Origin of the sequence: Acinetobacter baumannii (genome assembly GCF_009759685.1) — a bacterium.
In the GTDB taxonomy this organism is placed as follows: Bacteria; Pseudomonadota; Gammaproteobacteria; order Pseudomonadales; family Moraxellaceae; genus Acinetobacter; species Acinetobacter baumannii.
Map to the genome: position 1 here is coordinate 1,127,518 of NZ_CP046654.1, position 20,868 is coordinate 1,148,385.

A 20,868-nucleotide genomic window follows, 5' to 3' on the forward strand; every position below is an offset into this window, starting at 1 on the left:
TTGCATTCTTCATGACACATAAATATTCAAAACGAATTTTTAAATTGTATAACGAATTATCAAATCGATTTCCAATCTATATAGCTTCACTGCTCTAGAATGAATGCAAAGGATAACTGCCATGAATATTTCTGATAACACCCCCCAAGGGCAACTCTCGTCTCAACAATTTTATCGTCAATACAGTGCCAATGCCTTACTTCCTGAGTTAGATTGGCAAAGTATTTTTCCGCATAGCAAGCTTAGCGAAGCACATATCAAAGCACTCAATACTATTTATCAGTGTGCTGTACCTCTCGCACTCAATGTATTTCATGATCTAAATTTTGATGTATTTGCGCCTGCTGCTTATCATCCGCAAGGCTTGGGTTTATTTGATAAATTAGCCCAACAAGAAGAGAACTTCTTAAAAGTTCTTACTGCTGAAAGTGAAAACCTTGACCATGAAACACGCCATCAAATCTGGAGTATGCTTCTACGCGGTGGTGCTGTTCTGGTTTTCAAGGCTTGGCTTGGTCATGTCAAACTTGGAGAAAACCAGTTAGATATGACTCAATTCGATGAGCTTTCTGACTTGCTGTTTATTAAGACACCTCCACATCAACTTGCTGAACGTTTGCATGTAGATGAAAAAGCAAAACTTGACCATATCTTCTTAATGTATGGCAATGATATTTTCCTTGATCGGTTCAATAGCCTAGAAACCGCAGCTCTCTTTGTTGATTTAGGTGTTTATGATGCGGCTTTCTTAAGCTTGCGTGATGACCGCGTGGCTGAATATTTAAAAAGCAAAGGCTATGTGACCCAAGAACAAATTGATGATTTGCAATGTGCGCTTAACCCACTGTACTGCGACAGCCTAACACCTAAGCAAGATTGCCTTGCCTAAGTGGAACATATAAAAAAGACCTCAATTGAGGTCTTTTTTATTTTAGATTTTTTTATCTTCAATATTTAATGCACTAATTGCCAATACAGCCTGTGTACGATTTTGTACGCCTAGTTTTCTAAAAATAGCGGTTACATGCGCTTTAATGGTAGCCTCTGAAACATCGAGTTCATAAGCGATTTGTTTATTTAATAAACCTTCTGCAACCATCATCAAAACTCGGAATTGCTGAGGCGTTAACGACTGAATACGTTCAGCCAAAGCAGTTTCATCTGCCGCTCTCGGGTCAAGATTAATATTTGATGGCAAGTTTGGCGGTAACCAGATTTCCCCATCTAACACTTGACGGATTGCTTCGCCAATATGACTTGGATGAGCCGATTTAGGAATATAACCCATTGCACCATGCGCAATTGCACGTTGAATAATTGACGCTTCTTCGTGTGCAGAAACCACAATAATAGGAATAGATGGATATTGTGCTCTTACATAGACCAGAGCCGAAAAGCCTGAAGCACCCGGTAAGTTTAAATCAAGTAATACCAGATCAGGTTCTGCCCCATTTTCCAAACGCTCATAAAACTCATCAACCGAAGCTGTTTCATGAATTTGTGCCTGCGGCAGGCTATAACGTACTGCTTGAATCAAAGCATGACGAAACAAAGGATGATCATCAACGATTAAAATATTCATAAGCGATTAAAGTAATCTTGAGCATAAGTATGGCCTATTGTAACCCTACTATTTAGATGAAAGATATGCTCATCTTATCCATTTTTATGCAAAATGTTGTTAAATACAGACCTTTGCTTCGATTTTCGGATGTTTTTTACCTTTTAATCAAAATTAATCTGTTTTTTATATAAGCTTTATTTTTATTCTAAAAAATATATCATAAATAATTATATAAAATAAAAACAGTTATTTAACTCACTATTAAATAATAAAAATCAACTATTCGGGTTTTATATTTAAAACTGATAAGGTTGACCAATTTCGTTATTTTACAGTTCGCCAGCATTGTTGATTAATAAGTCCAATCTTCTTTTTTAGGCTTAGGAACCAAATCATGACTGGTATCGCATCATCAAAACCCTTAAATATTGTTGCTGTTTCTGGTGGTTTGAATACGCCATCTAAAACCGAAAGTCTGGTTCAGGCCATTCTTGATGAGTTATCTGAAGCAATTGATATTAAAGTTCAATTTATTAAATTGAGTGAAATCGGGCCCTTATTAGGCGGCGCATTTTATCGCAACCAGCTTCCACAGCGCGTACAAGATGACCTTGCAGCGGTTGAAGCAGCAGATGCCTTAATTGTTGGTACGCCTGTTTACCGTGCTTCTTTTACAGGTCTTTTTAAACACTTTTTTGACTTCGTTGAACAAACTGCATTAGTAGATGTACCTGTACTTTTAGCTGCATCAGGTGGTAGTGATCGTCATGCACTCGTACTAGAGCATCAGCTTCGCCCATTGTTTAGCTTCTTTCAGGCGCAAACTTTACCAATTGGCGTATACGCAACAGATCGCGACTTTACTCCTGAATATACGGTGAAAAGTGAACAGTTATCTGACCGTATTACGCTAGCAGTAGCACGCGCATTGCCAATTTTAGAATGGGCACCAGCGAAAGGTAAACGTGCTGAAGTGGTTAAACCTAAATCTCAGCAAGCAAATCAAGAGCTTGGTATTAACAAGCAAATTGAGCAAGAAGAAGTATTGCCTTCAGCAGCTGTACCAAATCTCGATGCAGCAGAATCTCGTTTGCATCATAAGTCCGGTAAATCATTAACGCATGTTGCCTAAATGCAATATAGCTAAATAAAAATAACGAAATTGGGAGAGAGCACCATGACGCAATTACAACAACCAATTAAATTTGCTTATTGGGTACCAAATGTAAGCGGTGGCCTTGTCGTAAGTAACATCGAACAGCGTACAGACTGGAGTTATGACTACAATGTTCGACTTGCACAGGCTGCCGAAAACAATGGTTTTGAATATGCGCTCACCCAAATTCGTTTTACGGCAGGGTACGGGGCAGAAAACCAGCATGAGTCTGTGAGTTTCAGTCATGCATTACTTGCAAAAACTGAGAAACTCAAAGTGATTGCGGCTATTCTGCCCGGCCCTTGGAAACCGGCACTTGCAGCTAAACAACTCGCAACGATTGATTATCTAACTCAAGGCCGTATTGCCATTAATGTGGTAAGTGGCTGGTTCAGAGGTGAGTTTGATGCTATTGGCGAAGAATGGCCTGAGCATGATGAACGTTATGTCCGCTCTGAAGAGTTTATTCGCACGCTAAAAGGAATCTGGACCACAGATAACTATAGTTTCGATGGTAAGTATTACCAATTCCAGAACTACACACTTAAGCCAAAACCTCTGCAAAAACCACATATTGAAGTCTTTCAAGGTGGTAGTTCACGTGCCGCACGTGACATGGCCTCTCGAGTGTCTGACTGGTATTTCACCAACGGCAATACCGTCGAAGAAATTCAAAAACAGGTCGAAGATATCCGAGCCAAAGCAAAAGCCAATAACCATCAAGTTAAAATTGGGGTAAATGCTTTTATTATTGCTCGAGATACCGAAGAAGAAGCAAAAGCAGTACTTCAAGAAATTATTGATAAAGCCAACACTGAAGCAGTAAATGCGTTTGGCGATGCAACTCGTGAAGCGGGTGCTGCTTCACCAGAACAAGAAGGCAACTGGGCAAAATCAACTTTTGAAGATTTAGTTCAATATAACGATGGCTTTAAAACCAATTTAATTGGTACACCTCAGCAAATTGCGGAGCGGATTGTGGCGCTTAAAAATGTAGGTGTCGACTTGGTTCTTTCAGGTTTCTTACACTTTATTGAAGAGGTGGAATACTTTGGTGAAAAAGTTCTGCCGCTCGTTCGTCAGTTAGAACTACAACAGGAAAAGGAGGTAGAAATTCAAGCTAAATCAGCCTAAAACCTCCAGTTAAAACAGCGCAAGACAATAAAAACAATAAATAAAAATAAAGACATATTGGCTCCAAGACTCGGCTTGGAGCTTTTATTTTTTAAGCTTTCTCTACTTCTCGAATAACAGTTTCAACTGAGTAACGACACCATTTTGAGAGGACTTCAATAAAAGCATTGAGTTCTGCTGGTTCGAAATGACTAACGATCATATAACACGCATTACCCATAACCTTAAAGCACTCATCGATTTGTTCATATTGCTTTACTAAATTTTCAATTTCTTCAAAGGAGCGCAGTTCATTTAAATGCAAATGAATAAATTGTTTATGCCTGTATTGCACGGCAATGGTGTAATTTTTAATAACACCTGCATCCATTAACTGAGCAATTCGAGCACCTACTGCCTGCCCTGTCCGATGAACACGCTGCCCAATTTCTTTATTTGTTAAGCGAGAATCTTGCTTGAGCAATGCAATAATTTTTAGATCAATAGGGTCTAATTCAATATTCATTTTTCATAACGAAAGAAAACTGGCGATAATGCTTTCATAGGACTATAGCCGATTTTGCGGGCAGAGAATAACCTTGTTTTATCTTATACCAACAAGAGTATTCTCATGAAACAAGCACTATTAGTTATCGATGTACAAAATGATTATTTTAAAAATGGCAAAATGGAATTGGTTGGACCAGATCAAGCGCTCGATAAAATAAAACAGCTCGAGCAATATTTTAATGAAAAAGATTTACCAATTATTTATGTGCAACATATTAACCCGCCACAAGCCAGCTTCTTTCAAGAAAATACTGAAGGTGTTTTACTTCATCCAGAACTTAGTGCTGGCGGTGATTCATTAATCGTGACAAAGCATTATCCAAACAGTTTTTTAGAAACCAATTTAGAAGAACTTTTAAAAGCACATCAAATTGAACAACTCGTGATCACAGGCATGATGACACATATTTGTATTGATTCTGGCACACGTGCAGCCAAAGAGTTAGGTTATCAACCCATCTTAATTGGAGATGCCACTGCGACCCGTGATTTAAGCCATAACGGAAAAACTGTTAAAGCCGAAGATGTACAAACTGCTTTTTTAGCTGCTCTTGGTATGTTTGCAAGCGTACAAAATACTGCTGACTTTCTAGCAAAATCTTAAACAGGCTTAATAAAAAAGCCCCTATCGGGGCTTTTTTATAAAAACGTTATTTTTGTCTATCGGGATAAACTGTTGCAATCAGTTGATCCACCACTGCCGGTTCAGCTAGGGTTGAGGTATCGCCCAAACTATCCAGTTCATTCGCTGCAATTTTTCTTAAAATACGGCGCATGATTTTACCCGAACGGGTTTTAGGTAATGCAGGTGCCCAGTGCAGTGCATCTGGTGAAGCCACTGGTCCAAGTACTTTACGTACCCAGCTAATTAACTCTTTTCGCAGTTCTTCCGACTCCGGAACACCCGCCTGCAAGGTCACAAAAGTACAAATACCCTGCCCTTTAATATCATGCGGCATACCCACAACAGCAGCTTCTGCCACCGCTTCATGCGATACAAGAGCACTTTCAATTTCAGCCGTACCTAGACGATGGCCTGAAACGTTTAAGACATCGTCAACACGGCCTGTGATCCAGTAATAGCCATCTTCATCACGGCGGGCGCCATCACCTGTAAAATAAGTATTTTTAAAGGTCGAGAAGTAAGCTTCAATAAAGCGATCTGGGTCACCCCAAATGGTACGCATCTGGCCCGGCCATGAATCTTTAATCACAAGGTTACCTTCGGCAGCGCCTTCTAGTTCATTGCCTTCACCATCGACAATCGCTGGTTGAATACCAAATAAAGGACGCGTTGCCGAACCGGGTTTTAAAGCTGTTGCCCCCGGTAATGGCGCAATCAAAATACCACCTGTTTCGGTTTGCCACCATGTATCAACAATTGGACAGCGGCCTTCACCAACAACGTTGTAGTACCAGTTCCAAGCCTCTGGGTTAATAGGTTCACCCACTGAACCTAACAAACGCAAACTACTACGGTTACTTTCGCGTACATACGAATCACCTTCTCGCATCATGGCACGAATCGCGGTTGGCGCTGTATATAAAATAGAGACTTTATGTTTATCGACCACATGACCAAGACGTGCCCATGTTGGATACTGAGGCACACCTTCGAACATTAAGGTCGTCGTACCATTTGCCAGTGGCCCATAGATTAGATAACTATGACCTGTAATCCAGCCGACATCAGCGGTACACCAGTACACATCATCTTGTTTTAAATCAAAAACTTCTTTAAAGGTACTCGCCACATACACCAGATAACCACCTGTAGTATGCAACACTCCTTTAGGTTTACCTGTCGAGCCAGAGGTATAAAGAATAAATAAAGGGTCTTCGGCCTTCATTGGTTCTGGAGGACAGTTTGCATCCACCTCCATAATAATAAGGTGATACCACAAATCACGACCCGGCTTCATCTCGATTGGGTTTGCATTACGGTAAACCACAATCACATTTTCAACGCACTCTGTGCCCGGCAATGCTAGAGCCAAATCAACATTTTCTTTAAGTGGTAACAACTTACCGGCACGTAGGCTTGAGTCAGCCGTAATCACAAGTTTAGCTTGGCTATCTTCAATACGACTTGCCAACGAGTCTGGTGAGAAGCCACCAAATACCACGCAGTGCACCGCACCAATACGGGCACAGGCTAACATGGCAATTGCAGCCTCAGTCACCATTGGCATATACAGCACAACGCGGTCACCTTTACCAATGCCATATTTCTTTAAAACGTTGGCGAAACGGCAGACTTCGTCGTGTAATTCTTTATAAGAAACGATTTTATGACGAGAAGGATGGTCACCTTCCCAAATAATTGCAGGTTTGTGAGGGTGTTCTTTAAGATGCCTGTCCAAGCAGTTTGCTGATACGTTCAACTCACCATCAGCAAACCATTCAATCTTGAAATTGTCTTTGTCAAAACTGGTATTTTTAACTTGGGTAAATGGCTTTATCCAATCGACAATTTTAGCTTGCTCTGCCCAGAATTCATCTGGGTTCTCGATAGAGTGTTGATAACGTTTAAAGTAGTCTGCTTCAACAGTACGAGCAGTTTTTTTAAATTCCTCTGGTACTGGATAGATCTCATTCATACGCAACTTCCTTGATCTTGTGCATCCCATCTCGAGACTGTGGCTATTATTTTACTGGATCTTATTTGTTTGCCTTTTCAGTATGATGACTCTTTCAAAGCCTAGACAATGCGACTTTGGTCATATATTAATCACTTACTCAAGCATACGAAATTGTGAACATTTTTATAAAATTAAGTTGATTTAAAACATTTGTCTATAGCTTTTACTTTTATAATTTTTTTAAGTTTTGATGGTTTTGACCATCAACAAAGTTTATTTTAGCTTTTAGAAGCAGTGCAGGAATAAAATAAGATGTTTGCCGAAACTCCCTCTTCACGTCCACCTCAACTCCCGTTTAAAGACAGCCCTTTTTCAATTCATGGCCGCTTTAACCGAATGAGTTATTTGGGTGGATATGGCCTCTGATTTATTTAGTCACAATCGTGGGCTATTTTATACTGGCTTCGTTTCTTGGAAGTTTTCAGCTTTCAAGTGATCTATTTAATTTTGAGTTTTACAGCTCTCTCTCCGGTATAAGTGCTTTAATGGTCTGGGCTTTCTGGCTATTTCTGATCTATCTCAACATTATTTTGGTCGTTCGACGCCTACATGATTTAAATAAAAGTGGCTGGATGGGACTACTGTTATTTATTCCAGTCGTTCAGTTCTTTTTTATGCTTTATTTACTGCTTGCTTCTGGTACAGTGGGCACTAATCAATATGGTCCTGTTCGGCCTTCAACGTTTATAGAAAAACTGATGGCTTGGCTTATTTTAATCGCTATTTTAATTAGCCTTATTTCTACAGCAGGCTTTTTTTACTACTTCTCTGGTACCGATACTATTCAAACCCCGACACAAATCTTACAAAAAGGAACGGAATACTTTTAATTAAAAAACACTTTATTATTTAGATGAACTCATTATAGTAGGCGCACATTTTATCTCCTACTATGATGGAAGCTGAAAAGGCTTTCTGAATTTATTCAATTAGAGACTTGTCGTGGCTGATGAACAAAAATCCTTAACGGATGTTGCAAAAAATACAGGCGAACTTTTGCAAGAAGCAGGTACTAAAACCACTCAAACAGTTTTAGCGCATACCGAGAAATACCATGATGCCTATACCACTATCGACAAAATCGTAGATAGTTTTTGGGAACGTGTACCTTATATCTGCATTGCGATTGTTGTTTTTCTTATTTTTTGGCTACTGACCAAATTATTCAAGTTCTTTGTTCGTAAGACTTTAGAAAATCGCTCTTATACTCGTCAAAATCTTGTTTTAGTTTTAAACCGTGTCGGTAGTACAGCGATCTTATTCTTTGGTTTCTTAATAGCTCTCGTCATTATGATTCCGGGGTTCACACCAGGCCAGCTTATGAGTGCGCTAGGTATCGGTTCGGTCGCCATTGGTTTTGCATTTAAAGATATTTTCCAAAACCTACTTTCAGGTATTTTGATTTTATTGAGCGAGCCATTCCGTATTGGCGATTCAATTGTGGTGAATTCACTTGAAGGAACTGTAGAAGACATCCAGATCCGTGCAACCTTCCTACGCTCACCGGATGGTCGCCGTATTGTTATTCCAAATGCAACGGTTTATACAAGTGCCTTAACTGTTAATACTGCTTATCAACAACGACGCTGCGAGTTTGTAGTCGGAATTGGCTATGACGATGATGAGCAAAAAGCAAAACAGATTATTTTAGATATTCTCAACAATGACCGAAATGTACTGAGTCAGCCTGCGTTTTCGGTTAATGTCACAGCTTTAGCAGATTTCTCGGTTAACCTGACTGTACGCTGGTGGGTTGATACCACTGAAACTGATATTTCTTCATCTATTAGTAATATTCAAGCTCAAGTAAAACAAGCTTTCAATGAAAATGATATTGATATTCCTTACCCAATTCAGGAATTAAAAATGGTATCTAATCCACCAGCTTTAAACCCTGAAACATCAGCTAAACAAACGACCTAAAATATAAGAAATAGACGTTTCGGTTCTTAAAATACGGTTGCCTAAGCTCATAGCTTGGCAGCCGTTTTTTATGAGCAAATCTACTTCGTAAGGAATAAATCCCCCTTCCGGTCCGACCACTACACTACAAGCATGGCTAATATTAATTGGCATACGTTGCTCAGCATAAGGATGAGCCACATAGGCAGGTGTTTCCTGCGTAATTAAATTTGGCAAGACGTCTTCAACAAAAGGTTTAAAGCGTTTATAGAGTTGAATTTCAGGAACAATTGTATCGCCTGCTTGCTCAAGTCCCAGCGTAACGTAGTTGTCTATTTGCTGTAAAAAAGGAGTTTGCCAATAGCTTTTATCAACACGATAACTATGAATCAGGCTTATCCTTTCAACACCTAAAGTCACACTGTCCATAATTAGACGGCGTAAAACTTTAGGTCTTGGTAAAGCTACAATTAAATGAACCGGAAGTTTTGCTGGTAGTAGTTCTTCACGAATAGGCCGTATACGGACTTCATGCTCATTCATCGAAACAATTTCAGTGATATAACGGGCGCCGTTACGAATACCAACTTTTAGATTCTGGCCGACTGTAATATCAAGATGTTCACGCAAATGTTGTAATTGACGTTTTGAATGGATAGACCATGTATCCGACTGAACATCTTCAGGCTCTAGTAAAACAATATTCATGATTTTTCGGCCAGATAGCGATTAATCACCCCGATATGTTTTTGTAAGGAACCTTGATTACGTTGCAACACTTTATGCGCCTGTATCACTAACTGTTCAGTCGCCTCAAGTTCTGCCAGACATGCTAACCAGATATCAACGACCTGCTGCGCATCTTGAGCAATAAGCACAGCATTTTCATCAATGAACTCATCGACAATCGTTTGAAAGTTAAAATAACGCGGTCCAACTACAGTAGGTACATTTAAAACCATAGGTTCTAAAATATTATGCCCCCCACCCGGCTCATTTAAAGAACCGCCTACAAAACACACCTGACTTAAGGCATACCATAACCAGAGCTCACCCATACTGTCAGCGAGATAAACTTGCGTGCTGGCATGAATACTTTGGCCCATACTTCTACGATGCGTAATTAAATTTAAATTTTGGCAAATTTCAAATACTTCATCGAAACGCTCAGGATGACGAGGCACCACAATACACACCAACTCACGATCTGAATTTAAATAAGGTGCGAGTGCTTCCAAAATTTGTTGTTCTTCGGGTGCATGTGTACTGGCAATCGTCACAACCTGCCGATTTTCCAGATACCATTGCTGATGCAATTGGGCAGCTTGTTTAATAAAAGCCTCTGGCGCATGAATATCAAACTTAATATTACCAACGACCTGACTTTTGTGTTCGTCTAAACCAAGCTCAACATAACGCTGACGAGTTGCACTATCTTGAGCTAACACCCAGTCCAGCTGTTTTAACATACCTGCGGTTAAACCCGAGACTTTGCCATATCCTTTTGCAGATTTTTCTGACAACCGAGCATTAAGCAGCAAACAAGGTACATGCTGTAATTTGGCTTGATCGATTAAATTTGGCCAGAGTTCAGTTTCAACCAGTGCTAAAAGCTTTGGCTGATATAACTCAAAAAATTTTTTTAAAAGAGGCTTCTGGTCTACAGGCAAATAAACGGCTTGAAATAAATCTAAATATGGTTCTTTTAGAAAAAGTGACTTGGCACGAGCCTGACCTGTTTTCGTGGTATTGGTCACTAAGACTGGCTGCCCAAGTTTTAGGTAATATTCAATTAAGGGCTGTGCAGCATTGGTTTCCCCGACTGAAACAGCATGAAACCAGATCGCTTTTACATTCTTCGGTGCTTCAAATGGCCCAAATCTTTCCAGACATTCCTGCTGATATAATTCTAGACTTTCTGCACGTCTTTTTATCCGCCAACGATAAAACGGTTTTAATAAATGAAGTGCGGTGTTGTACCAAAATGGGGTCGCCAAGCGGTTTGCCTCAAATAGTCAAAATTCAAAAACTGCGGAAAATATAACATAGATAAAAAAAATGGCAGAGTTTCGATACCTAAACTCTACCATATACAAGAAAAGTCATTTACTGAACTCACGAAAGAGCAAGTTCAGCATATAGTAAATTTAAATAATATTATGAACTTATGAAGCTTCTAAAGCCGGATAGTCTGTATATCCTTCAGCGCCTTTAGCATATAAAGTCGTTGGTTGAAGTTCATTTAATGGTAAGCCTTGTTCTAAACGCTGTAATAGATCTGGGTTAGCGATATATGCTTTACCAAAAGATACAGCATCTGCCTGACCTTCACGCAAGATACGTTTTGCTGACTCTGGTGTCAGATTTTCATTGGCAATCCATACACCATTAAATTTTTTACGTAATTGTGGGCTAATACTATCAGCTGCTTCATATTCACGAGAGAAAATGAAAGCCACATTACGTTGGCTGAGTTGTTCAACCACATAACCAAATGTCGCTAGCGGGTTTTCATCACCCATATCATGCGAGTCGCCACGCGGTGCAATATGCACACCTACTCGGCCAGCGCCCCACACTTCAATAAAGGCATCAACTACTTCTAATAACAAGCGAGCGCGGTTTTCAACCGGACCACCATACTCATCATCACGCTGGTTAGTATTACTTTGAAGGAACTGGTCAATTAAATAACCATTTGCTGCATGTAGCTCAACGCCATCAAAACCTGCTGCTTTAGCCAATTCAGCTGAATGCTTATATTGAGCAACAATTTCCTGAATTTCTTCAATTGAAAGCGCACGTGGCGTTACATATGGACGTTTAGGGCGTAATAAACTTACTTCACCCGCAGGTTGAATCGCACTCGGTGCAACAGGAATATCGCCATCTAAAAGCTCTGGATGTGAAATACGACCCACATGCCACAGTTGAACTACAATTTTTGAACCTTGAGCATGAACTGCTTCAATAATCTTATTCCATGCTTGTGCTTGCTCTTGTGACCATAGTCCCGGAGTATCTGCATAACCTACGGTTTTTGAACCAATCACTGTTGCTTCAGTGAGAATGAGACCGGCATTTGCACGTTGCTGATAATATTCCACCATTAAATCGTTTGGAACACGGCTTTCGCCACTACGCGCACGTGTTAATGGGGCCATTACCAGTCGATTTTTAATTTCAAAATCACCAACTGTTAAGGGAGTATTGAGTTCAGCCATGATCGCCTCGACTTACACTTTATTTGTTTTAAAGTGTTTGTTTTAAATGTTCGATATATTGCTGAATCAAAGCTTCGTTACGTGAAAAATAAGACCATTGTCCATATTTTTGGACCTGAATGAGACCCGCCTGCTGTAATACAGACAAATGATTGGACATTGTAGACTGAGCTACTTTACCCAAACGTTCAATATGACCTGCGCAAACCCCTTTTTCAAAACTACCACCACACTCTTCTACCGGTAAATAATGCTCCGGTTCTTTTAACCATTGCAGAATCTGCCGACGCAGAGGATTGGCTAGGGCTTTGCTAATTGCATCAATATCCATAGGCTCAACACGTCTTGTAAACGAACAAAGCTTTGTTCAGCATTTCGAAAACATAATATCGTATTTTGACGATATTCATATCTATTTTTATCGATATTCATATCGTGTTTTTCCGATTAACTTCCAAACACTGAACTGCTTTGCCGTTTTAATCGCTAAAAATTTAAGAGTTATACAGAATTAAAAGTTCAAAAGACTCTTATAACCCCTGTTTCAAACTCGCTTCAATAAAACGATCAAGGTCACCATCAAGAACCGCACCAGTATTTGAATTTTCAACACCCGTACGCAAATCCTTGATTCGAGAGTCATCAAGTACATAAGAACGAATTTGGCTACCCCAACCAATATCAGACTTCGAGTCTTCAAGTGCTTGAGCGGCTTCATTACGTTTTTGCATTTCTAATTCATACAATTTTGCACGTAACTGTTTCCATGCATGATCACGGTTCGCATGCTGTGAACGTTGGTTCTGACATGCCACTACAATACCAGTCGGAATATGCGTCAAACGCACAGCCGAGTCGGTTTTGTTAATGTGCTGACCACCTGCACCAGATGCACGGTAAGTATCAGTACGAACATCTGAAGGATTAATATCAATTTCGATATTGTCATCAACTTCTGGAGAAATAAATACCGCAGAGAAAGAAGTATGACGACGGTTACCACTGTCAAATGGTGATTTACGTACTAAACGGTGTACACCAGATTCTGTACGTAACCAACCATACGCATATTCACCTTCAACACGAATCGTAGCAGATTTGATACCTGCGACGTCACCGTCAGAGACTTCCATAAGTTCTGCTTTAAAACCATGACGTTCAATCCAGCGCATATACATACGTAATAGCATTGAAGCCCAATCTTGTGCTTCTGTACCACCTGAACCCGCCTGAATCTCGACATAGCAAGGATTCGGGTCCATTGGATTGCTAAACATACGGCGGAATTCAAGTTTTGCTAATTCTTCTTCAGCAGTACTCAGTTCAGACTGAACATCTTCAAGCAAGCTTTCATCATCAGCTTCTACAGCCAAATCCAACATTGCTTTTGCATCTTCAAGCTGTGTAGATAAGCCATCTAATACATTAATAACGTTTTCTAGTTCGCCCTTTTCTTTCGCCATTGCCTGAGCACGGTTTTGATCATTCCAGATCGCAGGGTCTTCTAACTCACGTAAAACTTCTTCTAAACGTTCTTTTTTTAGATCGTAGTCAAAGATACCCCCGTAGTGTTTGGCTACGATCAGTTAAGTCTTTCAATTGGTTTAGATAAGGATTAATTTCCACGCGAGTGTTCCCATAAAAGCAGATAAACAGTCGAATATTTTATCATAGCTACGGTTATCTTCGAACCTGCTTTAATCGCTAACTCTTATTTCATTGAATAAGTTTGCTAATTTTCTTTCAGTAGATTTTAAGCTTAACTTGTAACATCCCCATACAAAATTGGGTACTTTTCCAGCATTTTTAAGTTTCTACACAAAATCTCCTCATTTTTAATAAAATAAAACATTGTTTTTTTATTATTTAAAATCAATATATTAAATTAAATATAGTTACATAAAAAGCACATGGTTACAGTCCAGTTACTTGGACAAGATTGACGATGAATGATTTTGCTCTAGACTGAAAGTTGTAACAAAACATTTATAAAATCGTTTTTAGAGGGGAGAGATTCCATGAAAAAACTAGCAATTGCATCAGCTCTTTTATCTGCTCTTGCAGTAAGTGGCGCAGCAAACGCTTACCAAGCTGAAGTTGGTGGTTCTTACAATTATCTTGATCCAGATAACGGCAGCAGCGTAAGCAAATTCGGTGTTGATGGGACTTATTATTTCAACCCTGTTCAAACACGTAATGCACCGCTTGCAGAAGCAGCATTCTTAAACCGTGCAAGTAACGTTAACGCACATGTTAACTATGGCGATAACAGCGGTACAAAAGACACTCAATATGGCGTAGGCGTTGAGTACTTCGTTCCTAACTCTGACTTTTACCTTAGCGGTGATGTAGGCAGAAACGAACGTGAAATCGACAACACTAATATCGACAGTAAAGTGACTACTTATGCTGCAGAAGTAGGTTATTTACCAGCTCCTGGTTTATTACTTGCTCTAGGTGTTAAAGGTTACGACGAGAAAGACGGTAAAGACGGTGCAGATCCTACCGTTCGTGCTAAGTATGTAACCCAAGTTGGTCAACATGACGTAAACCTTGAAGCTTATGGTGCGTTTGGTGACCTTGACGAATATAAAGTTCGTGGTGACTACTACATCGATAAAACTTTAAGTTTAGGTGTGGACTACTACAACAACGACTTAACTGATAAAGATGAATTTGGTATCAATGCTAAAAAATTCTTAAATCAGCAAGTAAGTGTTGAAGGTCGTGTTGGATTCGGTGATAACGACAACACTTATGGTGTTCGTGCAGCATACCGCTTCTAATCTAACCTAGATTAAAAAAAATCCGCTCAATTGAGCGGATTTTTTTATTGATTTAAATGCACAATGCGTAGCTGTAAGCTCACATTACCATTAAAGACATTACGGTCTATTTCATAAACCAAATGCACATGGTCACGCATCGGATCAAACTCGAAACGACCTGCCGCATTAAAAGCAATAGCATCGAAACTATATTGGTCTATCGCTAATCTAAGCTTTAAATGTGTCTCTTTGAGCCAACGAAAATCGATAACTTTAAAATGTCCTTCAAATTGAGGCAGTGGAAATTTTTGTCCCCACGGACCTAATTGCTCAATCCAGTTTAAGGTATCTAATTGCAAAGCAGAGAGAGGTAGCTCACCATCGGTCCATAAAGTCGCTTGAAAGACTGATTCATCCATAGCAGCTACACAATCATTAAATAGGTTTTTAAAAGCTTCAAAGTTTTCTTTACGAATCGTTAAGCCTGCCGCTGCCGCATGTCCACCAAAATGACTCACCAGCTCAGGATGTTGTTCGGCAACTTGTTCAATGGTATCTCGAATATGCACCCCATCAATGGAACGTGCTGAGCCTTTAATATGAATACCATCTTCATCTGGGGCAAACACAATCGTTGGACGATGAAACTGTTCTTTTAAACGTCCCGCGACAATCCCGATTACACCTTGGTGCCAGTTTTCTTCAAACAGAACAAGCGCCGCGGGAATATCTTGTTGTGAGAGTTGTAAACTGTCTAAAGCAGATAAAGCTTGTTGCTTCATCTCCCCTTCAATTTGACGGCGATCGATATTTAACTGATTTAATTGCTGAGCAATGGGGTATGCAGTTTCCATCGTGTCAGCTAATAAACACTCGATCCCAATACGCATACTCTCCATACGTCCAGCAGCATTAATGCGCGGTCCGAGCACAAAACCTAAATCTTGAGCACGTATTGAAGTAGCTTCCCGACCAGCGATATCGAGTAAGGCTAAGATTCCCACTCGACACTGATGTTGCTGAATACGTTTTACACCGGCATCAACCAAAATACGGTTGTTATAATCCAAAACAGCAACATCGGCATAAGTTCCCAAAGCGACTAAATCTAAATATTGAGTCACTTTACTTGTGCTTTTACCCTGTCTATTGCGTAGACTCGCCAAATTGGCAAGTACATAAAAAGCAACGCCAACACCGGCAAGTGCCTTACTTGGAAACTCACATCCTAATTGGTTTGGATTAACAACTGCTTCTGCAAGTGGTGTTTCTTTGGTCGTTAAGTGATGATCAGTAATAATCACTTGCATGCCTAGAGCATGTGCTGCATCAACACCAGCATGGCTAGAAATTCCATTATCTACTGTAATTAATAGATCGGGTTGATAGGTGTGATGAGCAAGCTCAGCAATGGCAGGAGTAAGACCATAGCCATATTTGAAACGGTCCGGTACCAGATAGTCGACTTGTGCTCCCATATCGCGAAGCACGAGCATCATTAAAGCAGTGCTGGTTGCGCCATCAGCATCATAGTCCCCCACAATAACTATTTTTTTCTGCTCATCGATGGCTTGATCCATTAATGCTACAGCAGCGTCCAGCCCCTTGAGTTCAGGAGCCAATAAATTCTTAAGCTTTAACTCTAGTTCTTGCTCGGATTGTACGCCCCGTCTTGCCAAAATTTCGGCAATAAACGGAGGCACGCCCTGAAACTGTTCAGGACGTGTCAATAAAGGTCTTTGTTTAATTTGTATTTTTGTCATTTAAGGCATCAGTCGGTGCAACGTCCATTGACCGTCGATTTTTTCATAACTCAAGCGGTCATGTAAACGATTTGGTCGCCCTTGCCAGAATTCATAATAATCCGGCTGTAGACGGTATCCACCCCAGAACTCCGGCTTATCGAGTACTTCGTGGCTTTGAACTTGTTGTTGCAAGTCTTGAAAACGCTGTTGTAACAATTCGCGACTTTCAATTTTGCCACTTTGGGGGGTACTGATATGAGCTGCGATCTGGCTATCACGTGGACGTTTATGATAGTAGTCTGTAGATTCCTGTTCAGGAATTTTTACAACATGCCCACCTACTCGTACCTGACGCTCTAGACTTGGCCAATAAAATAACAATTCAGCATATGGATTTTCTGCCAAATCTATACCTTTCTGGCTGTCATAGTTGGTATAGAAATCATAACCTGCTTCTGTCGCACCGCGTAACAACACAGTTCTGACATGCGGACGACCACTAGCACTCGCAGTTGCTAATGACATTGCATACGGTTCATGCAAATTAGCAGCTAAAGCATGATTAAACCAACCTAGAAATTGCTCGTGGGGATTGCTAGCAACTTGAGTCTCGTACAACTCACCTTGTTCATAGCTTAAGCGCAATTCACTTAAGTCTTTAATGACATCACTCATGCCATACACCTTATGCGACTTGTGCCTGTGAACGAACTGCATTTGCTAAATGTTCAGCTAAAGTTTTCACTTCTTGCTCGTTATCACTTTCAACCATGACACGAATGACTGGCTCAGTTCCAGACTTACGAATTAAAATACGTCCACGTCCTTTGAGCTGCTCTTCAGCTTTATTGAACTCAGCAACTAATGCAGGAATAGAATATGGATCAAGCATTTGTTCCAAACGTACATTTACAAGAACTTGTGGGTACAGTTTAAAGCCGTTAACCAATTCGTGCAGCGCTTTGTTCTGCTCAACCATCACGGTTAACACTTGTAATGCTGCAATAATCGCATCACCTGTTGTGCTCTTGTCTAAAGTCAGAATATGACCAGAAGGCTCACCACCTGTTACCCATCCGTTTTCTTCTAGGGCTTGTAACACATAACGGTCACCGACTTTTGCACGGACAAAGCCAACATTTGCTTTTTCAAGTGCCACTTCAAGTGCCATGTTACTCATTACCGTACCAACAACACCTGCTGGCTTGTTTTTTGCCTGAGTCGCTAAAATATATAAGATGTGGTCACCGTCAATTAAGTTACCGAACTTATCAACCATCACTACACGGTCAGCATCACCATCAAAGGCAATACCTAAGTCAGCCCCATGTTCCACAACCGCTTTTTGTAAGCTCTCTGGATGAGTTGAACCACAGTTTTCATTAATATTTAAACCATCTGGCTCATTGTATAAAGCGACAACTTTAGCGCCGAGTTCACGGAAAACTGAAGGGCCAACGCTGTAAGCAGCGCCGTGAGCACAATCCACAACAATTTTTAAATTATTTAAATCAAAATGATATGGGAATGTAGATTTACAAAATTCGATATAACGACCATTTGCATCGGTCACACGAACACTTTTACCTAAGTTTGCAGTGTCTTCGATAAATAAATCTTTTTCTAATTCTTTATTAATTTCTTCCTGCAATGAATCTGGTAATTTTTTACCTTCACTTGAGAAGAACTTAATCCCGTTATCAAAATATGGGTTATGTGATGCAGAAATAACAATCCCTGCATGTGCATGTAAGGCACGGGTAAGATGTGCAATTGCTGGTGTCGGTAATGGTCCAAGTAAGTGAACATATACACCAGCAGCATTTAATCCCGCCTGCAAAGCAGACTCTAAAATATAACCGGATAAACGAGTATCTTTTCCTAATACAACAAGTGGTTTATTTTTCGGACTCGTTCGTTTTAATACCTTCCCTGCAGCAAAACCGAGTTTTAAAGCAAACTCTGGCGTAATCGGCATTTGCCCAAATTTTCCACGAATACCATCCGTTCCAAAATAACTCATAGCTTATCTCATTTTTACGCCACTTCAGCCGTGGCTCATTTCATATATGGCTATTCCGCCATATCTCTTTTCATCGGATTTACTTTACACCAAAAACAAAAAGCCGTCAGTGTACTGACGGCTTTCTTGATTGTTTTGGTTACCAAAATCTAACCAACACGATAGTTCGGAGCTTCTTTAGTAATCGTTACATCATGAACATGTGACTCAGACATGCCTGCTGAAGTAATTTTCACAAATTTCGCATTTTGGCGAAGATCTTCAATCACAGCTGAACCTGTATAACCCATCGATGAACGTAAACCACCCATCATTTGATGAACGATGTTACCCATTGGGCCTTTATATGGAACGCGGCCTTCGATTCCTTCTGGTACTAACTTCTCAGCACCCGCTTTTGAATCCTGGAAATAACGGTCAGCAGAACCAGTTGCTCCCGCCATTGCACCTAATGAACCCATACCACGATATGCTTTGTAGTAACGACCTTGGAAAAACTCAACTTCACCCGGCGCTTCTTCAGTACCTGCAAGTAATGAACCAACCATGATCGTACTTGCACCCGCACCGATCGCTTTTGCCATATCGCCAGAGAAGCGGATACCGCCATCTGCAATTAAAGGAATTTGATCTTTTAGTGCACTAGCAACGCTGTCAATTGCAGAAATTTGTGGCATACCGATACCAGCCACAATACGTGTTGTACAGATAGAACCAGGACCAATACCCACTTTTACAGCATCTGCACCTGCATCTAATAATGCTAATGCAGCATCACCAGTTGCAATGTTGCCACCAATCACTTGTACTTGAGGGAAGTTTTGTTTCACCCAACGTACACGTTCAATTACACCAGCAGAGTGGCCATGTGCTGTATCAACAACAATGACGTCAACACCAGCTTCAACCAATGCTTCCACACGACTTGGTGTATCAGCACCTGTACCTACCGCAGCACCAACACGTAAACGACCAAGATCATCTTTACAACTGTTTGGATAACTCTCAGCTTTGCGGAAGTCAGTCACTGTAATTAAGCCTTTAAGTTCGTTGCTCTCGCCAACGACCAAGACTTTTTCAATACGGTGTTTTTGCAATAATGCTTGAATATTTTCTTTAGACTCGCCTTCACGTACAGTGACTAAACGATCTTGGCCTGTCATGATGTTGCTAACAGGTTGTTCTAAATTGGTTTCAAAACGCGTATCACGGCCTGTCACAATACCAACAACCTTGCCGTCTTTAACAACAGGTACACCACTAATGTTATTAGCAGAGGTAATTGCAATCAGTTCACGTACTGTAGTTTCAGGGCTTACAGTGATAGGGTCTTTCACCATACCCGCTTCGAATTTTTTCACACGGCGTACTTCTGCAGCTTGAGCAGCAATATCCATGTTTTTGTGCAAAATCCCGATACCACCATTTTGCGCCATTGCAATCGCCATACGTGACTCAGTCACTGTATCCATTGCAGCTGAAACTAATGGGATATTTAAATAAATGCCGCGAGTTAAACGTGTCTTTAGAGAGACATCTTTTGGGAGAACAGTAGAGTAGGCAGGAAGTAATAAGACATCATCGAAGGTTAGCGCTTCTTGAACGATGGTCAGCATAACAATCTCACTGGTAAATTCCGTGAGCTATTATAAACAAATTTCGATGCAATTTTCATATTATCTTTGCCTTTTTCAGCAATAGATATTCGCCTACTCTAAATATTTCCCACTTATTATTGTGTTAGCTTATATTTAACTCACCTGATCATAGTCGTGATCATTCTCTGAATCTGCCGGGCTAACTTGAATAAGAGGAATAAGCTGGTGCGCTAAACGAGCTTTATTACACTGCTCATCCGCAATCTGCACTTCTCTACAGGTAGAACTACGCACCGTATAGATGGAACAACCCACCTCTTTACCAATTTCACCCGTCAAAGCCTGACATCGGGGCTCAGGCTGATTAGTTCCACGCATACATGAATAGACAGGTGTCAAAGGTTCAACTAGATGTTCTTCCATTAACTCGGCCTCAGCCCAGTAAAATGAAACCCGAAAATGTGCACAACATGCCCCACAGCGTAGGCATTCATCTGGAGCCGCAACTTGAGATAACATTTTTATTCAAATTCTCGTCATCAAAAATTTTTCTGCGACGCGAA

General features: G+C 40.4%; 19 protein-coding genes and 1 pseudogene. 7 read left to right on the forward strand and 13 right to left on the reverse strand.

Annotated features, from left to right (window positions below; genetic code table 11):
• Window positions 1–121: 121 nt before the first annotated feature.
• A complete protein-coding gene (locus tag GO593_RS05340; RefSeq protein ID WP_001026735.1) occupies window positions 122–889 on the forward strand; it encodes a hypothetical protein in 768 nt (255 codons plus the stop codon).
• Window positions 890–931: 42 nt separating this feature from the next.
• Here the strand turns inward: GO593_RS05340 and GO593_RS05345 are convergent, their stop codons facing one another.
• On the reverse strand, window positions 932–1,582 hold the full coding sequence (locus GO593_RS05345; protein ID WP_001023261.1) for a response regulator: 651 nt from the start codon (window positions 1,580–1,582) through the stop codon (window positions 932–934).
• A 376-nt stretch (window positions 1,583–1,958) separates the two neighbouring features.
• Between GO593_RS05345 and msuE the strand changes: the two genes are divergently transcribed.
• A complete protein-coding gene (gene msuE / locus GO593_RS05350; protein WP_000145706.1) occupies window positions 1,959–2,696 on the forward strand; it encodes an FMN reductase in 738 nt (245 codons plus the stop codon).
• A gap of 45 nt (window positions 2,697–2,741) precedes the next feature.
• Window positions 2,742–3,854, forward strand: coding sequence for a dimethylsulfone monooxygenase SfnG (sfnG, locus tag GO593_RS05355; protein ID WP_000192764.1), 1,113 nt, complete (start codon window positions 2,742–2,744; stop codon window positions 3,852–3,854).
• A gap of 91 nt (window positions 3,855–3,945) precedes the next feature.
• Here the strand turns inward: sfnG and GO593_RS05360 are convergent, their stop codons facing one another.
• Window positions 3,946–4,359 carry an Lrp/AsnC family transcriptional regulator gene (locus GO593_RS05360; protein ID WP_001019413.1) on the reverse strand — a complete coding sequence of 138 codons (414 nt, stop codon included), beginning with the start codon at window positions 4,357–4,359 and terminating at the stop codon, window positions 3,946–3,948.
• Window positions 4,360–4,464: 105 nt separating this feature from the next.
• Between GO593_RS05360 and GO593_RS05365 the strand changes: the two genes are divergently transcribed.
• Window positions 4,465–5,007: a cysteine hydrolase family protein gene (locus GO593_RS05365; RefSeq protein ID WP_000806358.1), complete on the forward strand. Its 543-nt coding sequence runs from the start codon at window positions 4,465–4,467 to the stop codon at window positions 5,005–5,007.
• Between the two features lie 46 nt (window positions 5,008–5,053).
• On the opposite strand, the gene acs is transcribed toward GO593_RS05365, so the two are convergent.
• Window positions 5,054–7,003 (reverse strand): acetate--CoA ligase, encoded by a 1,950-nt coding sequence (gene acs, locus GO593_RS05370; RefSeq protein ID WP_001002959.1) that lies wholly within the window; start codon window positions 7,001–7,003, stop codon window positions 5,054–5,056.
• Between the two features lie 294 nt (window positions 7,004–7,297).
• On the opposite strand from acs, the pseudogene GO593_RS05375 reads away from it, so the two are divergent.
• Window positions 7,298–7,875, forward strand: a pseudogene (locus GO593_RS05375) (DUF805 domain-containing protein).
• Window positions 7,876–7,987: 112 nt separating this feature from the next.
• Window positions 7,988–8,968 (forward strand): mechanosensitive ion channel family protein, encoded by a 981-nt coding sequence (locus GO593_RS05380; protein ID WP_000752853.1) that lies wholly within the window; start codon window positions 7,988–7,990, stop codon window positions 8,966–8,968.
• Here GO593_RS05380 and GO593_RS05385 read toward each other — a convergent pair.
• The 5 genes from GO593_RS05385 to prfB all read right to left on the reverse strand — a co-directional run bounded on the left by GO593_RS05385 (window position 8,948) and on the right by prfB (window position 13,797).
• The gene (locus tag GO593_RS05385; protein WP_001028401.1) at window positions 8,948–9,655 is read right to left on the reverse strand and encodes a 16S rRNA (uracil(1498)-N(3))-methyltransferase; all 708 of its coding nucleotides are present in this window, start codon (window positions 9,653–9,655) and stop codon (window positions 8,948–8,950) included. The two genes, GO593_RS05380 and GO593_RS05385, sit on opposite strands and share 21 nt — an antisense overlap.
• A complete protein-coding gene (locus GO593_RS05390) occupies window positions 9,652–10,944 on the reverse strand; it encodes a 3-deoxy-D-manno-octulosonic acid transferase (protein WP_000224843.1) in 1,293 nt (430 codons plus the stop codon). Before GO593_RS05390 ends, GO593_RS05385 begins: the two co-directional genes overlap by 4 nt.
• Before the next feature lie 168 nt (window positions 10,945–11,112).
• The gene (locus GO593_RS05395) at window positions 11,113–12,171 is read right to left on the reverse strand and encodes an alkene reductase (RefSeq protein WP_000819048.1); all 1,059 of its coding nucleotides are present in this window, start codon (window positions 12,169–12,171) and stop codon (window positions 11,113–11,115) included.
• Window positions 12,172–12,199: 28 nt separating this feature from the next.
• Window positions 12,200–12,502 carry an ArsR/SmtB family transcription factor gene (locus GO593_RS05400; RefSeq protein WP_000350419.1) on the reverse strand — a complete coding sequence of 101 codons (303 nt, stop codon included), beginning with the start codon at window positions 12,500–12,502 and terminating at the stop codon, window positions 12,200–12,202.
• 199 nt (window positions 12,503–12,701) lie between these two features.
• A protein-coding gene (gene prfB, locus GO593_RS05405; RefSeq protein ID WP_096640204.1) for a peptide chain release factor 2 occupies window positions 12,702–13,797 on the reverse strand; the annotation gives its coding sequence in 2 pieces (ribosomal slippage) (window positions 12,702–13,724 and window positions 13,726–13,797; 1,095 coding nt in all).
• Window positions 13,798–14,189: 392 nt separating this feature from the next.
• On the opposite strand from prfB, the gene GO593_RS05410 reads away from it, so the two are divergent.
• The gene (locus GO593_RS05410) at window positions 14,190–14,957 is read left to right on the forward strand and encodes a putative porin (protein WP_000731728.1); all 768 of its coding nucleotides are present in this window, start codon (window positions 14,190–14,192) and stop codon (window positions 14,955–14,957) included.
• A gap of 44 nt (window positions 14,958–15,001) precedes the next feature.
• Here GO593_RS05410 and recJ read toward each other — a convergent pair whose 3' ends face one another.
• The 5 genes from recJ to GO593_RS05435 all read right to left on the reverse strand — a co-directional run bounded on the left by recJ (window position 15,002) and on the right by GO593_RS05435 (window position 20,824).
• Window positions 15,002–16,702, reverse strand: a complete 1,701-nt coding sequence (gene recJ / locus GO593_RS05415; protein WP_000161608.1) for a single-stranded-DNA-specific exonuclease RecJ — start codon at window positions 16,700–16,702, stop codon at window positions 15,002–15,004.
• The gene (gene pdxH, locus GO593_RS05420) at window positions 16,703–17,359 is read right to left on the reverse strand and encodes a pyridoxamine 5'-phosphate oxidase (protein ID WP_001286113.1); all 657 of its coding nucleotides are present in this window, start codon (window positions 17,357–17,359) and stop codon (window positions 16,703–16,705) included.
• 10 nt (window positions 17,360–17,369) lie between these two features.
• Window positions 17,370–18,707 carry a phosphoglucosamine mutase gene (gene glmM, locus GO593_RS05425; RefSeq protein WP_000119871.1) on the reverse strand — a complete coding sequence of 446 codons (1,338 nt, stop codon included), beginning with the start codon at window positions 18,705–18,707 and terminating at the stop codon, window positions 17,370–17,372.
• A 149-nt stretch (window positions 18,708–18,856) separates the two neighbouring features.
• A complete protein-coding gene (gene guaB, locus GO593_RS05430) occupies window positions 18,857–20,323 on the reverse strand; it encodes an IMP dehydrogenase (protein WP_000956023.1) in 1,467 nt (488 codons plus the stop codon).
• A gap of 135 nt (window positions 20,324–20,458) precedes the next feature.
• Window positions 20,459–20,824 (reverse strand): YkgJ family cysteine cluster protein, encoded by a 366-nt coding sequence (locus tag GO593_RS05435; RefSeq protein WP_000952246.1) that lies wholly within the window; start codon window positions 20,822–20,824, stop codon window positions 20,459–20,461.
• Between the last annotated feature and the right edge of the window lie 44 nt (window positions 20,825–20,868).